This is a genomic window from Wolbachia endosymbiont (group B) of Germaria angustata (genome assembly GCF_964026725.1).
GTDB lineage: Bacteria > Pseudomonadota > Alphaproteobacteria > Rickettsiales > Anaplasmataceae > Wolbachia > Wolbachia pipientis_C.
In genome coordinates this window covers 132425-147955 of the sequence record NZ_OZ034691.1, presented here as the reverse complement: position 1 = coordinate 147955, position 15531 = coordinate 132425, and the positions used below count along the sequence as shown (strand labels likewise).

19 protein-coding genes and 2 tRNA genes are annotated in these 15531 nt (G+C 33.9%); 13 read left to right on the top strand and 8 right to left on the bottom strand.

Going from position 1 to position 15531, the window contains the following annotated elements; all coding sequences use genetic code 11:
- Positions 1 to 38: 38 nt before the first annotated feature.
- Positions 39 to 659, bottom strand: coding sequence for a ribonuclease D (locus AAGD63_RS00735; RefSeq protein ID WP_341813480.1), 621 nt, complete (start codon positions 657 to 659; stop codon positions 39 to 41).
- A gap of 151 nt (positions 660 to 810) precedes the next feature.
- Here AAGD63_RS00735 and AAGD63_RS00730 point away from each other — a divergent pair.
- The 4 genes from AAGD63_RS00730 (at position 811) to AAGD63_RS00715 (ending at position 3212) form a co-directional block, all read left to right on the top strand.
- Positions 811 to 883 (top strand) — tRNA-Gly (locus AAGD63_RS00730).
- Between the two features lie 105 nt (positions 884 to 988).
- The gene (locus tag AAGD63_RS00725) at positions 989 to 1456 is read left to right on the top strand and encodes a hypothetical protein (protein ID WP_341813479.1); all 468 of its coding nucleotides are present in this window, start codon (positions 989 to 991) and stop codon (positions 1454 to 1456) included.
- A 51-nt stretch (positions 1457 to 1507) separates the two neighbouring features.
- Complete coding sequence (gene era, locus AAGD63_RS00720; protein WP_017532191.1) at positions 1508 to 2392, top strand: GTPase Era; 885 nt, start codon at positions 1508 to 1510, stop codon at positions 2390 to 2392.
- Positions 2385 to 3212, top strand: a complete 828-nt coding sequence (locus tag AAGD63_RS00715; protein ID WP_341813478.1) for a 3'-5' exonuclease — start codon at positions 2385 to 2387, stop codon at positions 3210 to 3212. Before era ends, AAGD63_RS00715 begins: the two co-directional genes overlap by 8 nt.
- Before the next feature lie 43 nt (positions 3213 to 3255).
- Here AAGD63_RS00715 and AAGD63_RS00710 read toward each other — a convergent pair whose 3' ends face one another.
- Positions 3256 to 4569, bottom strand: a complete 1314-nt coding sequence (locus AAGD63_RS00710; protein WP_341813477.1) for a lipase family protein — start codon at positions 4567 to 4569, stop codon at positions 3256 to 3258.
- 336 nt (positions 4570 to 4905) lie between these two features.
- Here AAGD63_RS00710 and AAGD63_RS00705 point away from each other — a divergent pair, with 336 nt between their 5' ends.
- The 3 genes from AAGD63_RS00705 (at position 4906) to AAGD63_RS00695 (ending at position 8266) form a co-directional block, all read left to right on the top strand.
- Positions 4906 to 6969, top strand: a complete 2064-nt coding sequence (locus AAGD63_RS00705) for a porin (RefSeq protein ID WP_341813476.1) — start codon at positions 4906 to 4908, stop codon at positions 6967 to 6969.
- Positions 6970 to 7350: 381 nt separating this feature from the next.
- Positions 7351 to 8148: a DUF2163 domain-containing protein gene (locus AAGD63_RS00700; protein ID WP_341813475.1), complete on the top strand. Its 798-nt coding sequence runs from the start codon at positions 7351 to 7353 to the stop codon at positions 8146 to 8148.
- Positions 8149 to 8179: 31 nt separating this feature from the next.
- Positions 8180 to 8266, top strand: a tRNA-Ser gene (locus AAGD63_RS00695).
- Between the two features lie 97 nt (positions 8267 to 8363).
- On the opposite strand, the gene AAGD63_RS00690 is transcribed toward AAGD63_RS00695, so the two are convergent.
- Together AAGD63_RS00690 and AAGD63_RS00685 are read right to left on the bottom strand one after the other, a co-directional pair.
- Positions 8364 to 8576, bottom strand: coding sequence for a hypothetical protein (locus tag AAGD63_RS00690; RefSeq protein ID WP_341813474.1), 213 nt, complete (start codon positions 8574 to 8576; stop codon positions 8364 to 8366).
- A gap of 51 nt (positions 8577 to 8627) precedes the next feature.
- Positions 8628 to 8930 carry a hypothetical protein gene (locus tag AAGD63_RS00685; RefSeq protein WP_006013179.1) on the bottom strand — a complete coding sequence of 101 codons (303 nt, stop codon included), beginning with the start codon at positions 8928 to 8930 and terminating at the stop codon, positions 8628 to 8630.
- 136 nt (positions 8931 to 9066) lie between these two features.
- On the opposite strand from AAGD63_RS00685, the gene AAGD63_RS00680 reads away from it, so the two are divergent.
- Together AAGD63_RS00680 and AAGD63_RS00675 are read left to right on the top strand one after the other, a co-directional pair.
- A complete protein-coding gene (locus AAGD63_RS00680; protein ID WP_264331326.1) occupies positions 9067 to 9291 on the top strand; it encodes a hypothetical protein in 225 nt (74 codons plus the stop codon).
- Entirely contained in the window at positions 9267 to 9566 is a 300-nt protein-coding gene (locus tag AAGD63_RS00675) for a type II toxin-antitoxin system RelE/ParE family toxin (protein ID WP_341813473.1), read from the top strand. The genes AAGD63_RS00680 and AAGD63_RS00675 overlap by 25 nt, the downstream gene beginning before the upstream one ends.
- Before the next feature lie 124 nt (positions 9567 to 9690).
- Here AAGD63_RS00675 and AAGD63_RS00670 read toward each other — a convergent pair whose 3' ends face one another.
- Positions 9691 to 9975, bottom strand: a complete 285-nt coding sequence (locus AAGD63_RS00670; protein WP_341813472.1) for a hypothetical protein — start codon at positions 9973 to 9975, stop codon at positions 9691 to 9693.
- Positions 9976 to 10111: 136 nt separating this feature from the next.
- Here AAGD63_RS00670 and AAGD63_RS00665 point away from each other — a divergent pair, with 136 nt between their 5' ends.
- Both AAGD63_RS00665 and AAGD63_RS00660 read left to right on the top strand, forming a co-directional pair.
- Entirely contained in the window at positions 10112 to 10339 is a 228-nt protein-coding gene (locus tag AAGD63_RS00665) for a hypothetical protein (protein WP_341813471.1), read from the top strand.
- On the top strand, positions 10323 to 10622 hold the full coding sequence (locus AAGD63_RS00660) for a type II toxin-antitoxin system RelE family toxin (RefSeq protein ID WP_264330840.1): 300 nt from the start codon (positions 10323 to 10325) through the stop codon (positions 10620 to 10622). Before AAGD63_RS00665 ends, AAGD63_RS00660 begins: the two co-directional genes overlap by 17 nt.
- A gap of 485 nt (positions 10623 to 11107) precedes the next feature.
- Here AAGD63_RS00660 and AAGD63_RS00655 read toward each other — a convergent pair whose 3' ends face one another.
- Together AAGD63_RS00655 and AAGD63_RS00650 are read right to left on the bottom strand one after the other, a co-directional pair.
- Positions 11108 to 11926, bottom strand: a complete 819-nt coding sequence (locus AAGD63_RS00655; protein WP_341813470.1) for a hypothetical protein — start codon at positions 11924 to 11926, stop codon at positions 11108 to 11110.
- A gap of 153 nt (positions 11927 to 12079) precedes the next feature.
- Positions 12080 to 12244 (bottom strand): hypothetical protein, encoded by a 165-nt coding sequence (locus tag AAGD63_RS00650; protein ID WP_341813469.1) that lies wholly within the window; start codon positions 12242 to 12244, stop codon positions 12080 to 12082.
- A gap of 138 nt (positions 12245 to 12382) precedes the next feature.
- Here AAGD63_RS00650 and AAGD63_RS00645 point away from each other — a divergent pair, with 138 nt between their 5' ends.
- A complete protein-coding gene (locus AAGD63_RS00645; protein ID WP_341813468.1) occupies positions 12383 to 12763 on the top strand; it encodes a hypothetical protein in 381 nt (126 codons plus the stop codon).
- Here the strand turns inward: AAGD63_RS00645 and AAGD63_RS00640 are convergent.
- On the bottom strand, positions 12760 to 13605 hold the full coding sequence (locus AAGD63_RS00640; RefSeq protein ID WP_341813467.1) for a rhodanese-related sulfurtransferase: 846 nt from the start codon (positions 13603 to 13605) through the stop codon (positions 12760 to 12762). The genes AAGD63_RS00645 and AAGD63_RS00640 overlap by 4 nt on opposite strands.
- A 130-nt stretch (positions 13606 to 13735) precedes the next feature.
- Between AAGD63_RS00640 and AAGD63_RS00635 the strand changes: the two genes are divergently transcribed.
- Positions 13736 to 15334, top strand: coding sequence for an iron ABC transporter permease (locus tag AAGD63_RS00635; protein ID WP_341813466.1), 1599 nt, complete (start codon positions 13736 to 13738; stop codon positions 15332 to 15334).
- Positions 15335 to 15531: the final 197 nt, after the last annotated feature.

Sequence of the window (15531 nt, the reverse complement as noted above, 5' to 3'; positions counted from 1 at the left end):
GCTGATCAACTAAATTTTTCTGGATTCAAGTGAAGTGATTACATCTGATGGTTAAAGATATCCACGTTTCCCCAACCCATTAAGTCTAGCTCAATACGAGTAGAAAGAAATTCAAAGCACTTTTGGGCCAACTCTTTTCTGTTTTCACGTTCCAGCATTGAGTCTAGCTTTTCCTTTATTCTCTGGAGATATAAAACATCAGATGCAGCATAACTTTTTTGCTTGTCTGTTAAATTTTCATTTCCCCAATCAGAAGATTGTTGTTGCTTATTTAATTTTATATCAAGTAGTTCTAAGCACAACTCTTTTAAGCTATGACTATCTGTATAAGTGCGAACTAAACGTGAGGCTATTTTCGTGCAATAGCAAGGCAGTGCCCAGATTTTTAAATAATAATGTATTATACTTACATCAAACCGTGCAAAGTGAAATATTTTGGTTATATTTTTATCCTCTAATATTTTTCTCAAATTTGGAGCTGTATAATCGTTTTTAAATTGAATCAAATGAGCGTTGCCATCATCAAAAGAGAGCTGCACAAGGCATAATCTGTCTCTACCATGAAGTAGCCCCATTGCCTCTGTATCAACAGCTATAGATTTTATATCATTCGGTATTGCACTGGCTGGCAGGTCGTCTTTATATATAAATATTCTCATAAATTTAATATGTTTTATGACACATACAATAATCAAAAATGAGTTTTAAGTATACGAAAAGATCATAGAAAATTGGCTCTCATGATTTTCATGTATGTAGGGTTTACAAATTATGATATGCATCTATAATAAGAATAAGTAAATTTTCATTGCGGGAGTGGCTCAGTTGGTAGAGCGCAACCTTGCCAAGGTTGAGGTCGAGGGTTCGAACCCCTTCTCCCGCTCTTTGAGTTTTAATCACATTTAATCATAAAAAAATTAATTGATCTATCTAAGAAATTTAGCTATACTAGAAAAGTTTTTTAGAAATTTATATTTAAGGAGATTATATGAAAAAAGATGATGTTATATTCCTCCGTTTAACAGTTTTAGGCGTAGTAGCATCAATAGGAGCACTTACAGGTTTGGGACTCAGTTTTACAGCTTTGTCACCATTGGTGATGGGTGGAATTATTGCTGCGGTTCCTGCACTCTTAGACTTTGCCATTTGTACAGATGATAAACTCTCACAATTCGAATTCTCTTATGCTCATGCTTGTCTCTTTGTTGCAAGCGCTGCAATTGGAGTTGGTCTTGCTGCAGCTACAATGGCTATTTTTCCTGGTGCAACGCTTGGAATGGGATCGGTAGCTTTAGCAGGTGCAGTAATAGCGCCCATTGCATTACAAGCAGCGATATTTGCAACAAATTATATTATACAACCAATAGCTGAAAAAGTGAATGAGTATATTATATCACCTATAGTTGGAAAATGTTTTTCTTCAAAAGAGGAAGAAAACGGGCTAGTTAAAGGATAATTAAAAAAAGTTGTTTGACGTTAACGTTTAGTTTTCTTTATAACTTCCTTTGTGAAAGAAGAAAAATGCTTATTTGTAACGATAGCTGGTTTGCCAAATGCTGGAAAGTCAACGCTAATTAACAGCATCGTAGGCAAGAAAATTGCAATTGTCACCCCTAAAGTGCAGACAACAAGGACGCAGGTAAGAGGTGTTGCTATATGCAACAATGCGCAAATTGTTTTTACTGACTCTCCAGGAGTGTTTTCAGCAGAAACAAATCTTGAAAAAGCTTTAGTCAAATCTGCATGGGGAGCAGTTAAGGATAGTGACATTACTTTGTTGCTTGTTGATGTAAACAATTACCTAAAAAATATAGAAAGAATAAAAACGATATTTGCACGACTGGAGCGCACAAAGGGCAGATGCATTTTGGTTATCAATAAAACTGATTTAGTAAAGAAATCAGAGCTCAAGATGGCACATGAGCACCTAAATTTGCTTTATAAGTTTGAAAAAATTTTTACGATATCGGCACTGAAGAATGATGGACTTTCTAATTTGATGAATTACTTATCTGAAATTGCACCGATAAGCCCTTGGTTCTATGAAAAAGATCAAGTAACCGATTCCTCAGCTGATTTTTTATCAGCAGAAATTACAAGAGAGAAGTTATTCTTGAACCTACGTGAAGAATTGCCATACTCTACAGCTGTTATAACTGAACAATTTGAGGAAAAAAAAGATAAGAGTTTAGTCATAAAACAGATCATATTTGTATTGAAAGATAATCATAAGAAAATAGTGCTAGGAAAAGACGGCAGTAGCATAAAAAAAATTAATATCGAGGCGCGTACAGAATTGGAAAAGTTATTTGAGTGTAAAGTTCATCTCTTTTTGTTCGTAAAAGTGCGACCTTGGACTGATCGCCCTGAGGAATATATAAGTAATGCTTAATTCTTTGTTGGTATTTGATATTGAAACTATACCAGATGTAAATTCCTGTAAGAATTTACTCAATATTAGTGATGATAGCAGTGTAGAAGAAAAGAGGAACGCATTAACAAAATATCATCTTGAAATAACAAACGGGCAAAACTCTTTTCTGCGTCAGCCCCTCCACCTTGTTGTAGTTATTAGTTTTTTACTTTGTAATATAACACGCCAGAGCGGTTATGAAATGTTCACACTACAAGAAATAAGATCTGGAGGCACATTAAACTCCAATGAAAAAGAGCTAGTAAAGGGATTTTTTAACTACATATCAGAGAAAAAGCCAAGACTAGTTTCGTTTAATGGACGCACTTTTGATATACCGGTACTGAAGTACCGTGCTATGGTTCATGGCACTCAAGCAGAATATTTTCACAAAGCTGGCGATAAGTGGAATAGTTACAATCAGAGGTACAGTAGTGATTGGCATTGTGATTTGCTTGAATCTCTCTCTGATTTTGGAGCTTCTGCAAGAATGAAGATGAACGAAGTTTGCGCAGCATTTAATCTTCCCGGTAAGATTGGAGTTGATGGATCACAAGTTATGGGCTTATACGATAGTGGCAAAATACAAGAGATTCGCGATTATTGCGAAACAGATGTGATTAACACCTATTTGATTTACTTGAAGTTCATGCATCATCAAGGAAGAATTACTACAGAAAGCTATAATAAGAGCATAGAAGAACTGCTTTTGGAATGCGAAAAAAAAGAACATCTAAAAAAGTTTAAAGAAGAGTGGGAGATAACTTGCGATGGAAATTTTTATATTGAATTTAAATGAATAGATATTATGGAGCAATCTAATAATTGCCCCATAATAATATTTATAAACTCCTTGTAGTAGAAAAGGCATTCTGATATGCCATCTGCTTAACTTCTGTTTGTTCAAGCTTAGAAAAATTTTCTAAGTTTTTATCTTGGTATTCCTTTTTTACTTTCTCGAAAAAATTTTGTCCACCAAGAATATAATTACCTAAATTAGCAGCATAATATTGAGCATTACCTAAAACTGCACAGTTAATTCGACTTAATATTCTCGAAGGGTAATAAAAGAGAGAAACGTTATTGTTCGATCGGAAATCCTTTTCATCCATTATTTTAATGGCTTCATGATAACCATCTATTTGATGAACAAAATATCCTTCAGGTACTGATATTCTCAATTGTGCACCTACATGAGCATAACCACAAATACCAGGTGATACCGCTGGTACTGGGTCTTGTCTATGTTGAGTTACTCTAATGGTTTTTTCTTGAAGAACATCATTATAAAATTCACTAGCAGTAAGATCAAAAACTCGTGGATCACCAAAAGTTGCAACATGAACATCTTCAGCTCCTTCTGTTTTATTGAGGCATAAAGCAGCTATCTTAGCAATAGCTCCTCCCATACTGTGACCTGTGAGATTAATTTTAAAATCCTTGATTTCTGATCCCTGTTTTTCAGCATGAGATTTCAAAATGCCATACAGATTAGGCCATGAATCCATAAATGAATTATAGAAGCCACAATGAATTCTTCCACCTTCAGGTAAAAATTCCGAAGTAGCAAAAAGTACATTTATATCAGTAATTCCATCATTAAAACTCTGGCTCAGACGAGTACCATGGTAAGCTATTGTTATTTCTTTACCTTTTATAAAAACGTGACCAGCATCTTTTTCAAAGCTATTACCAAATGGAATAATTTCATAACCTTCGCTGATGAGTTCAGCTCTAGTTTTATACATTTTTTCAGTAGATGGAACAATTTCAAAATCTTCTACAATTTCAAATTCAGTTTTGTACGCTCTTTGAGCTAGGTTGTTACATCTTTTTTTACTTAATTTACCATCATCATCGCCATAGCTTATCTTGCAGAAATTACCCATTTCTAATAATTTCTCTCTATCAAATCCTGCAATTTTTACAATACTTTCATCTATTTTATAGTCAGAAGGTAAAGAACATGGCTCATTTGGATCAGCACGATTTATAAATTCATAATCTTCAATGATCTCAAATTCATCGTCATATTCTTTCATCTCGTATTTGCCATCATCTACTGAAATAGAGTCTGGCTGTTCAGTATTACCTGGCTCTGAGCCTGTAGCAGCACCTGTAGTGCTAAACCAATTTCGTAAAAAACTAAAATCCATAAATACCTTGATTATTAAAAATAAAACAATAATTCACTAAATTATAATATAAACTAATATTATTGTCAATAGTTATATTAATGTTTTTAATCTTTATGTACTTTCACTTGAGTAAATTTTACTTCCATAGAATAAGTATAGAGTTATAATACACTAACAAGCAAACCTCTGTACTAAATTTTGGTTAATATACACGTTGAGCGTATTAAGAAAGTTGCTTTTAAGTATTGCATTTTACTTTTATTTTCGCTATAAGGTTGCTTTAAGTTGGATTTTCAACACCTTTATACTATTTATGTTTTATGTTATGATTTTAAAATTTTTTGGGGGCACTTCATGAAAAAATCTATTTATACTAGAACTGCTCTAGCTTCTCTATTGACTTTATGTTCTTTCAGTGGCTTTGCTGCTAACTTTTCTGACGAGAGTATGAAGGAAGTAAAAAAGCAAGAGAGTAACGAGTCAATCAAAACTTCTGGAAAGATGGAAGTGATGAAGACGTCAAATAAGAAACTAAAAGAAAAAATGGACAGGATATGTAATGCTGATCCAAGAAAAAAAGCCGAGGAGCTTAAGAAAAAAGAAGAACTAAGATTAGCAGCTGAGCAGAAGAAAAAAGAGGAGTTAAAATTAGCAGCTGAACAAAAGAAGAAAAAAGAAGAGTTAAAATTAGTAGCAAAACAAAAGAAAAAAGATGAAATTAGGCTAGCAAAAGAGAAAAAAGCAAAGCTTATAGAGGATTCAAAGGCGAAAGCTCTAAGCACTAAAAATTCTAATGTAGAAAAGTCAAAAATTAAGGGTTCTAAAACTAAGAATGCTAAAATTGAAGCTAAAGATATAAAAAAGGATGTAAAAGTTGTTAACAGCAATACAGAGGAAAAAGGTAAGGCAAGTCCTGTTGTTTCAGTTGGTGGGGTTGATATTATCAATACCAATCAAGGGGATGGTTTAAGAATAACTTTCGGTGGCGTTGTTGATTCTCAAGGTTATGGTAACCATGGGCTAAGTGGCTATAACCATTATACTGTTATGCCAGGTAAATCTACAGATTATTTTAACAATACTCCAGATAGTATAAAAGGAGCAAATCCAATATTTCCTAAAGGGATAGGGAATATTGGTGATTACAGTGAAAACATGAGCATGATTTCAAATGCAATATTGCACTTAAGAGCTGAAAATAAAAATGAGGATATTGGTCTTCGTTATGGTGCCGATGTACAATTCCATGTTCCAGTTACTGAAGGTAAAGAAGCTTCACAAGGCGTGAATGCTGCAAGAGGTAGAGGTGCACATGTGTTTTTGAATTCAAAATATGGTGATCTGAAACTTGGCTATCAGTTTGGTCCTGAGTCTCTGATGAGACTTGATGCAACAAGAATTGCAACTGTTGATGGAGCTGCAGATAGTGACTGGTTCAGAAAAGTAAACTTAGAAGGAAGTGCTGCAAACTTCCCATTTTACGTAACACCACGTCTTTACACTGAAAGCTTCTCGAGCGAGAGCGAAAAACTCTCCTTCCGTATGGCAGGAAAATACAACAAAGAGGTTATGACCACATTGCCATTTAGAGCTGCTTACTACTCACCAAATTATATGGGTGCAAGATTTGGTATTAGCTACTCACCTCACTACGATAGTGGTTTATCCGTTGTAAAAGAAATAGTTCCAGATTTCCTCAAAGATTCAAGTAATACGATAACAGGGGTAAAGAATGAGGAAATATTAAGACATGTTGGGCCAGATTATCAGCATATAGTAAGCGCTGGTGCATCATATGAATATGACTTTAGTAAACATAATGTAAAAGTTAAAACTTCCGTAGTTGGTGAATATGGGTTTTTAAAGCAACCGAGTAAAGATAAGCACCTTTATAATGAGTTCATAGAATACAATAACCTAGCAGGTATGAATTTAGGTGCAAGCGCTGATTATAAGATTGATGAAGATCAAAGTGTAAAATTTGCTGCCTCTTTTGCATACTTGGGCAAGTCTGGTCAACCGAAGGGTATTAAAAAATTAGTCGGTGATACCTATACAGAAATTGATGGTAAAGGTACTACTGATGATGACAAAAGAGTACAAGGGCTGAAAGCTCAGTTTGATGGGGATGATAAAAACACTATGTATTGGACTGCAGGTGCTGGTTATCAATATGATAATATCTACACAAGCTTGACATACTTTGGTAGCAGAATGAGCAATAAAGATATGCTTCATGATGTTGCACTTGGTGTTCAGTATGATCTATCTTCTTGCAATAAGAGCAAATTTGTTCCTTATGCAGCCTTACATTATTTTATGACTGATGAAAAAGGTGCACTGAAAGATAAAAGTAATACTGATGTACCTTCTAACAAAGGAGTTCTTCTCCTCACTGGTGTGAAGTTTTCTTTCTAGTTATTTAACAATACACACCACAACTTGAATGTGGTGTGTGTCTTGTCTGTTAGTGTTTATTTGTCGATCAAATAAACATAAGCCAGTGCGTAACAAACTCTACGAGTATTTATTTTATTCACACAATAAGTAATGTCATCCCAGTCACAGCTGTACGAAAATTGTGGCAATTTGCATAGTAAATGGTGTCATCTCAGTGCTTGACACTGGGATCCATTTTTCCATCATCATCAAAAACGTTGTATTTTAACATTACTTTTATACTCGTAAATTTAACTAGATGCCAATGTCTGGGCGCTGGCATGACACCCTATGGCTACTCAGATAATGGATATAATCCCTTACCTATCGAACGTTTTCAAATTCAATCAATTAAGCAGTATGCAAACCAAACTAAAAAACCATTTAGCTGGAGAATTACTTACCATCGCTACTTGCTGGAAATTAACACTTGTAGGTGGAGAAGTAATGGGATTTACTGACTATGATGAAGATTTAAATCTCAATAATATACTCTATAAATCTTCAAGCGGTTTTATAGCCAGCAGTATAATATTAAATAGCGATTTGAGAACTGATAATCTAGAAATTGAAGGAATATTAAATAGTGTTGATATTAAAGAAAAAGATGTTTTATCAGGAAGGTATGACTTTGCAAATATTGAAATATTTCTTGTGAATTATAAAGATTTGAGTCAGGGAATTATGAATTTGCATGCAGGAACTTTTGGTAAAGTAACATTAAATAGCGGGAGGTTTATCGCTGAAATTAGAGGTCTTGGGACAAAGCTTGAGAGAAGCATAACAGAGCTATATTCTCCTGTATGCAGAGCACAATTTTGCGATAATAGATGTAAAGCTGATGCTAAAAAGTTTAGTAGAATGAGCACAATTACTAAAGTGATAGATGAAAGAAGATTTGAAGACACTAATTTAATCGAAAGTGATGGATATTATAAGCACGGAGTGGTAAAATTCTTTAGTTCAGCAACATTTGAAGTTATAGTTAAAGAATACAAAAATAAAGTAGTCACATTATTTGCTTCTCCTCCATATCAAATTTCTACCGGAGATAAATATTCGATACTTGCAGGTTGTGATAAAGCGTTTTTAACGTGCAAAAACAAGTTTAACAATACTGTGAATTTCCGTGGCGAACCATATATACCAGTTGTTTAGCAGCATAATTTTTAATATTATGAATAAGTATGGAAAGGTGGCTGAGCGGTCTAAAGCACACGCTTGGAAAGCGTGCACATATGAAAATATGTCGGGGGTTCGAATCCCCCCTTTTCCGCACATTATTTCTAGTATAATATAGGATTTTCCGTTTTGTTCTTGAACGTAATAACCATATAGCATTAGCACTTCAGTCCGCAATTTTTCAGAGTCATCTACGTCAATAAAAGAATAGAGTTATCAAGTTGCAGAGCCTTCTTGATTTTTGATGACGAAGAGTAGTTGTTATCATAGAAATACATCCAGTAGCCAGCTGCTGGCATACCTTCCCTATTCCTAATAATGTCTTGCAGTACTATACTTAGTCTGTGTAATTTCTCACGAGTATCAGCAAACTCGTGTATACTCAACCTATCATAATCTGTCAATATAATTCTTTTTTGAAAAAATAGAGCCTCACATTTTTTAACCTTTGCCTACTACAGAATAGACACTGAATCTGCAAGAGCATGGAAATTGTCTCCAATATTTTTTAATACCTCACTTGTGTAAATAGGTTCTGACTCTTTTGATTCAGGAGCATCCAAATCCCAATTATGCCCGAACCTATACTGACATCCCCTTATGCACGAACCCATAAGTTTTTCATCATGTTGGTATTTGTTATAACATGCTCCAAAACACTCTTCGAATGTATTTACCTCCGCATTTTCACTAACCGTAGGTTCAACAGAATACTTAACTTTTGCACTTGAAAGTCCTTTTTCTTTAATATTTTTCATAATATTCTCCTTAATTAAAAACTAATATAATACTAACATAATAATATTATGTTAGTATTATTATAATCACTTCGCTTTCTTTATTGAAAATTTCATGAAAATATTGTATAATTATTAGTAGATTTCGGTAAAACTTATGGCAAATTTAGCTTTCAGTAAAGAAACTTTACAGCATCTTGCTGAATTATCTGAACTTACTAAGCAACCTGCTCAAGCATTAGCAGAAAAACTACTTAAAGAAGCAATAGATAGTGAAATGGAAGATTTTTTACTATCTGTAGTTGCTGATCAATATGATATTGAAAATGAAAAAAAAACTAAAAGTGAGGACGTGGATTGGAATACACTATTATCTTCCTAGACAGTGTTCTTGAAAAAGATCTTCCAAGTCTTCCAAAAAAAGTACGGTCAAGAGCTGTAGATGCAATAAATGAGCGACTTACAGTCGATCCAGTGAATCTTGGTGAGCCTTTATACCATAGCTTTAAAGGGTTCAGAAGACTAAGGGTTGGTGACTATCGTATCATGTATTGTGCAGACACCACAAAATATGAAGTAACTATCGTTACAATAGGACATAGAGACACCATTTACGAGAAAGCTTTGAAAGTACTTAAGAACTATGTTTTTCAATAATTTCTAAGTTACGTAAGTAAATTATAAATATATTATTATACAGCCCTTCTTTCTGATCCATTCTCCCGATATAATTCTTTATTGAAAATTTTAGGGAAAAATAAAGAAGCCTCACACTTTTTTGTTAAATAGAAATGTAATCGTATTCATCCAAAGATGATTCCATTATTGTCTTTTGTGGATCAAATGGTTCAGAACTTAGACCATATATATCATTACATCTTACTTTGCATATAGATCGCCCGGCAGGATCATACCAATCATGTATCTCTTCACATTTTCTGTGGCAAAGATTATGGTCACGTGCTCTTTGCTCGTCTATCCAAGAAAATAATTTTTGTGTAGATTCTTGCATCTTACTTTTACTCGTAAAAGGATAAGTATGGTAGTTTTGTGTATTTTTTGACATAACATTCTCCTTAATTAAAAACTAATATAATACTAACATAATAATATTATGTTAGTATTATTATAATCACTTCGCTTTCTTTATTGAAAATTTCATGAAAATATTGTATAATTATTAGTAGATTTCGGTAAAACTTATGGCAAATTTAGCTTTCAGTAAAGAAACTTTACAGCATCTTGCTGAATTATCTGAACTTACTAAGCAACCTGCTCAAGCATTAGCAGAAAAACTACTTAAAGAAGCAATAGATAGTGAAATGGAAGATTTTTTACTATCTGTAGTTGCTGATCAATATGATATTGAAGGTGCAGAAACAGTTGATTACAAAGATGTAAAGTGGAGATCAAGTGGATTACAAGATTAAATTTTTGAAGAATGTCACTGAAAAAGATCTTCCAGCTTTACCGATAAAAATAGAATCAAGAGTAAATAAAGCAATACAGGAACGCCTTACAGTCGATCCAGTTAATCTTGGTGAGCCTTTATATCATAGCTTTAAAGGGTTCAGAAGACTAAGGGTTGGCGACTATCGTATCATGTATTATACAGACACCAAAAAACATGAAGTAACTATCGTTACAATAGGACATAGAGACACTATTTACGAGAAGGCTCTTAAAGTACTAAATAACTATGTTCTTCAATAAACTCTGTTTCGTTAAGTAAATTATAAATATATTATTATACAGCTCTCCTTCCTCTTCACCTTAGGCGGCTTTGCTCAGCTCAAAAAAAACCATTTTTTTGGGGTACCCCCCACTATAAGTTATATTATTTATATATAATTTGACATCCTCCCCGCCCTAAAGGGCAAGGATTCCTACCACGTTCAGACCGAAGTCTGAATCATCTCGGCGGGTTCCTGCTTCATCGGGAGGCTAAATGCACTATCCCCTCCACAGGCATAACACGGCATGCCCTGCCGCTAAATCTATTATAGTTTGGCGTATATTCGGTCCGCTTCCGCCTTATATCCCCGCCCTGAAGGATGGGGTTTTACGGAGTTTTTTTGATAAACGTTGCAAAAAATAGAAGTGGCTCAACCGGCAAAGTCACTGTGCGTTATCAGGTTGATACTGGCAGGATATTGAAATGAAGCCTTTGAAAAAAGGCTTCATTTCAAATTCTAAATTTAAATAGCTGCTTGTCTGTTAACTCCCGTAGTGATTTGGATGCTTTCCACACTTGTTGGAGGCTGACATGAAGCTTTTATTACTTCAGAGCTTTCTTGTTTTAAATATGACAATGCGTCATATAGAGTTTTTGCTTCATATTGTCTTCCTACTTTCACCTCTTTATGTGCAGCTAATTGATCCCAAGTGACACCATTGCTTTCAATAAACTCTACAGAACCATTATCCCTAATGATAATTTTTATTTTACACTCTTTTCCCTCAACATACCACGTTAAATCCATATCATATGAACCATTAGCCACCTCATAAATTCTTACTCCATTCTCATCAACTCTGCAGCGTATTCCTCTTGTTTCACACTTACTTTGATTAGGCAGTAATAATGTAATTCCATCTACATTATATTTTCTGCATGCATCACTATTTAGAATATCAAACATATTTACTGGTTTTGTAAGATCGCTGAGCATAATTCTGAGTGCAGGTTTAATCTTACCTTTCTTTCTACTTTCTTTAATTCCTACATATTCTAAAGTATTGTCTTTTATACTTTCATTTACGCCTTGTGCAATTTTTTGAGCAATTTTGCCTACAATATTTTTGCTATCGTACTTATTAGCATATTTGTATTCATATCTGCCGTTAACCTCATATCTATACTGTTGCTGCCCTTCTTCACTAGGAACCACAGTAGAAAAGTGTTTAAACCACACTTTATCATCATCAATACTAACTTCTTCGTTCTTCTCTTCAGAATCTATAAGTATTTTACTATCTGGGCTTACACTTTTAAAGAACTCATCCTTTAAGCGCAAATAAATTCTCACCTGTCTCTTGACTAAGAGAACCTATAGTTTTAATTAGACCTTTAGGATTACCTAACATATACCTCCACGCATTAAATTATATAAAAGTATATCAGCGTTGACCTTCTAGGTCAATTATAAATCTCTTATGCAAAAGAGCTTTCACAAGAAAGCTCCCATATAATCGCCAGTTCTCAGTTTTCTGTATCCTTTGAGTTTGTAACAAAATGATTCACCAAAATCAATTGGATTAACTGTAAGTCGCTCTTTTACTATCTCTTCAACTCTTAACTTTATTGTTTTTGGAAAAGCTCTTCTTACCAACATTTTTCAGGAATTTAATCTTATAGCGCTTTAGTCCCACCTATAGTGGTAAGATTATCTACTTATTCTTATATGGGAATCTACCAACTATTAAGACATTAAGTGTAGTAAAAATATATTCTAATAGTATGGAAAAATAAAATGGATTTTGAAAAATATGTAAACGATGGCGTTATAAATTTATATGATTTGCATAACGACACAAGTGACAAAGAAATACGTAAGCTTATCAATTTTATAAAAGAAAGAAAAGATATCAAAGAATTTGGTTTTGGAGATCATAATACTAGTGGTAATAATATGAAACTTAGGTGTATAGGTGTAGGCATTGGTTTAGTTGCTGGTCTAGTTGCAGGATGTTGTTTAGGGCAAGAAACTTTAGCTCTTATTGGCGGTTCTGGTGTAGTGTTGATTGCATTTGCTATAGTTGGTGCGTTACTTGGAGCTGGAGCGGGCTATGTTGTAGGTAAATGCCTTGATAAAATTAAGGTTACAAATATGCAAAGAGAAAGAAGTTGTTAAAGGTTCGTGTTGTATTCTGAATTTCTTTCAATACTTAAAGATTTACAATCAGAGCAAACTACCTGGCCACGTGAAACTGATTTCAGCTCATCAGTTGAAACTTTACTTGAGCAGAATATGCATTTTATTTTATCACTTGGGGCGAGTGAGTGATCAACAGCAATTCTATCATCAAAAACAAAACACTCGCCCTCCCAACTACCACTTTTGTTGTGAGTTTTTTCAAGGTAGGAAAGAATACCGCCTTTAAGGTGGTAAACATCGTTAAATCCAAGGCTTTTCATATATGCTGTAGATTTCTCGCATCTGATTCCACCAGTGCAGTACATAGCCACTTTCAGATCTTTACTCTCAGAGAAAGACTCTGCCCACTGAGGAAAATCGCGAAAACGTTGAGTATGTGGGTTAATTGCATTTTTAAACTTGCCTAGTTTTACTTCGTACTCGTTTCGTGTGTCTATTACTAAAACATCAGGTTGAGAGACAAAATCATCCCAATGTTCTGGATCAACGTACTGGCCTCTAACGGAAGTACCGAGATTACTTACACCAAGATTCACAATTTCTCTTTTTAATCTCACTTTCATCTTACTAAATGGTTGATATTCTGCCGAGCTCTCTTTCCAAGTAAGACCTTTTAGCCTGTCATCAGAACGTAGAAAATCAAGTATTTTATCAATTGCGTTTCTTTCTCCAGATACAGTTGCATTAATACCCTCTTCTGCAAGGAGTATAGTACCTTTTAATTCAACGTTGTCGCATGCAACTTTTATTTCGTCTTTCATGTCATAATAATTAGAGAGTTTTACAAAATGATAGAAAGTTGCAATGACAAAACTCATAATTAATTAGTTTATCGATTTAAAACATAATATATAAAATTATGAAGATATTCAATAGGACGGCTGTTAATTACTGGATATCTTTAGTTTTTGCATATAACATTTCAATATCAAATATAGATTCAAGTTAATGTTTCTGAGAGTATTTAAAAATATATTCTTGTTTTTAGTAAGTGTATTATTTGTCTGCCCTATACTATCGTTAATATCGATTCTATTTACAGAATCAGCAAACTTTGGATGGGTAATTAGTAGACTTTTTCCTGAATATATACTCAATACGTTGATTTTGATGGTAGGAGTGGGGTTAATATCCTTTATATTTGGAGTAATTCCAGCTTGGCTTACTACATTTTTTTCGTTTCCCGGAAGTAGAATTTTTGAGATTGCCTTATTCTTTCCGATATCAATTCCTGGATATATAGTATCGTTTGTTTATGTAAACACGTTAGAGTTTTCAGGTCCAATTCAGAGCTTGTTAAGAGATACTTTTCAATTGAACAAAGGTAACTATTGGTTTCCCGAGATCAAATCCCTAGGTGGTGGAATATTAGTAATGGGATTTAGTCTATATCCATACGTTTATATGTTGGTCCGCTCAAGTCTAAAGAGCGTTAGTAACTCAGTCACTATTGCATCAACACTTGGGTTCTCCTCATTACAGAGTCTGTTTTCTGTCATCATACCCTCCATACGTCCATCAATTATAGCTGGGTTATCCTTGGTACTAATGGAAGTAATTACAGATTTCGGCACACCACAGTTTCTTGCTATCGATACTTTCACGACAGGAATATACCGTACTTGGTTTTTATTGCATGACAAATATTCAACTACTGTTTTGGCAGTTGCAGAACTGATTTTCGTTGCAACACTAATAGTTATCGAGAAAAAACTACAAAAAAGAGAAATATCTTACTCTTCAATCAATACTAATGCAGATTATCACAATAAACGTAGTATAAACGGTTCTATATCGTTGATCTTTTCTTATCTTATGTGTTTATTGCCGATATTAATAGGCTTTATTTTACCAATGATTCCACTTATATATTGGAGCATAGAGAAAGGCTTTTTCATATACGAAGCAAGATTTTATAATATAATAACAAACAGTATTAGTTTATCATTTATTACCGCGCTAATCTCGATCAGCATTGCAATAATTATTGGATATACAGCACGTAAAAATAAGGTAATAAGCAATATAGCACGTCTCATTTCTCTTGGATATGCAATTCCAAATGCAATTATTGCAATTAGCATAATAATGTTTTTAAGCAGAATATCTTCTTTCATTACTCAATATATTGTAGAAATTAGCTTGGTAGGAACTATTGGCGCATTAGTTTACTCATATTTATTTCGTTTTTTTGCTATATCTTTCAAGGCGATAGAGTCGGGACTCAAAAAAACACCAAATGAAATTGAATGGACTGCATATACTATGGGTCATGGACCTATTTCCACGTGCCTGAATATTCATATTCCCCTTATCAAGAAAAGCATACTATCGGGATTTCTGCTCGTGTTTATGGATACGGTAAAAGAACTCACGGCAACACTAATTATCAGACCATTTAATTTTGAAACTATATCAACTAGAGTATATGAACTTGTCAGCGATGAGCGTTACAGAGAAGCTGCCCCATTTTCGTTAATGATAGTTATTATAGGTTTAACCTCTACAATAATCTTATTCACACTTGATGATAAGAATCAAAAATAAACTATTTTGCATCTGTTCAGCAGAGTAACAAAATAAGATAGACGAAAAAAGACAACTATAGAAGCAAATGGTCAGTGCTTTCGTGTTTATCAACTTAGTTGGATCTCAGTATCAGCTACTCGGATGACATTATGTAAGCTCAAATGACAAAACAAGAAGCACTGGTTTCAGATGCACTTAAACAAATACACTATCTT

Bases quoted from the DNA above. Each gene is read 5' to 3' on its own strand.
- AAGD63_RS00650 (WP_341813469.1), bottom strand. From the start codon at position 12,244: ATGTTGGTAAGAAGAGCTTTTCCAAAAACAATAAAGTTAAGAGTTGAA.
- AAGD63_RS00680 (WP_264331326.1), top strand. From the start codon at position 9,067: ATGGCAAATTTAGCTTTCAGTAAAGAAACTTTACAGCATCTTGCTGAA.
- AAGD63_RS00700 (WP_341813475.1), top strand. From the start codon at position 7,351: ATGCAAACCAAACTAAAAAACCATTTAGCTGGAGAATTACTTACCATC.
- AAGD63_RS00665 (WP_341813471.1), top strand. From the start codon at position 10,112: ATGGCAAATTTAGCTTTCAGTAAAGAAACTTTACAGCATCTTGCTGAA.
- AAGD63_RS00670 (WP_341813472.1), bottom strand. From the start codon at position 9,975: ATGTCAAAAAATACACAAAACTACCATACTTATCCTTTTACGAGTAAA.
- AAGD63_RS00640 (WP_341813467.1), bottom strand. From the start codon at position 13,605: ATGAGTTTTGTCATTGCAACTTTCTATCATTTTGTAAAACTCTCTAAT.
- AAGD63_RS00710 (WP_341813477.1), bottom strand. From the start codon at position 4,569: ATGGATTTTAGTTTTTTACGAAATTGGTTTAGCACTACAGGTGCTGCT.
- AAGD63_RS00635 (WP_341813466.1), top strand. From the start codon at position 13,736: ATGTTTCTGAGAGTATTTAAAAATATATTCTTGTTTTTAGTAAGTGTA.
- AAGD63_RS00735 (WP_341813480.1), bottom strand. From the start codon at position 659: ATGAGAATATTTATATATAAAGACGACCTGCCAGCCAGTGCAATACCG.
- AAGD63_RS00685 (WP_006013179.1), bottom strand. From the start codon at position 8,930: ATGAAAAATATTAAAGAAAAAGGACTTTCAAGTGCAAAAGTTAAGTAT.
- AAGD63_RS00715 (WP_341813478.1), top strand. From the start codon at position 2,385: ATGCTTAATTCTTTGTTGGTATTTGATATTGAAACTATACCAGATGTA.
- AAGD63_RS00645 (WP_341813468.1), top strand. From the start codon at position 12,383: ATGGATTTTGAAAAATATGTAAACGATGGCGTTATAAATTTATATGAT.
- AAGD63_RS00705 (WP_341813476.1), top strand. From the start codon at position 4,906: ATGAAAAAATCTATTTATACTAGAACTGCTCTAGCTTCTCTATTGACT.
- AAGD63_RS00725 (WP_341813479.1), top strand. From the start codon at position 989: ATGAAAAAAGATGATGTTATATTCCTCCGTTTAACAGTTTTAGGCGTA.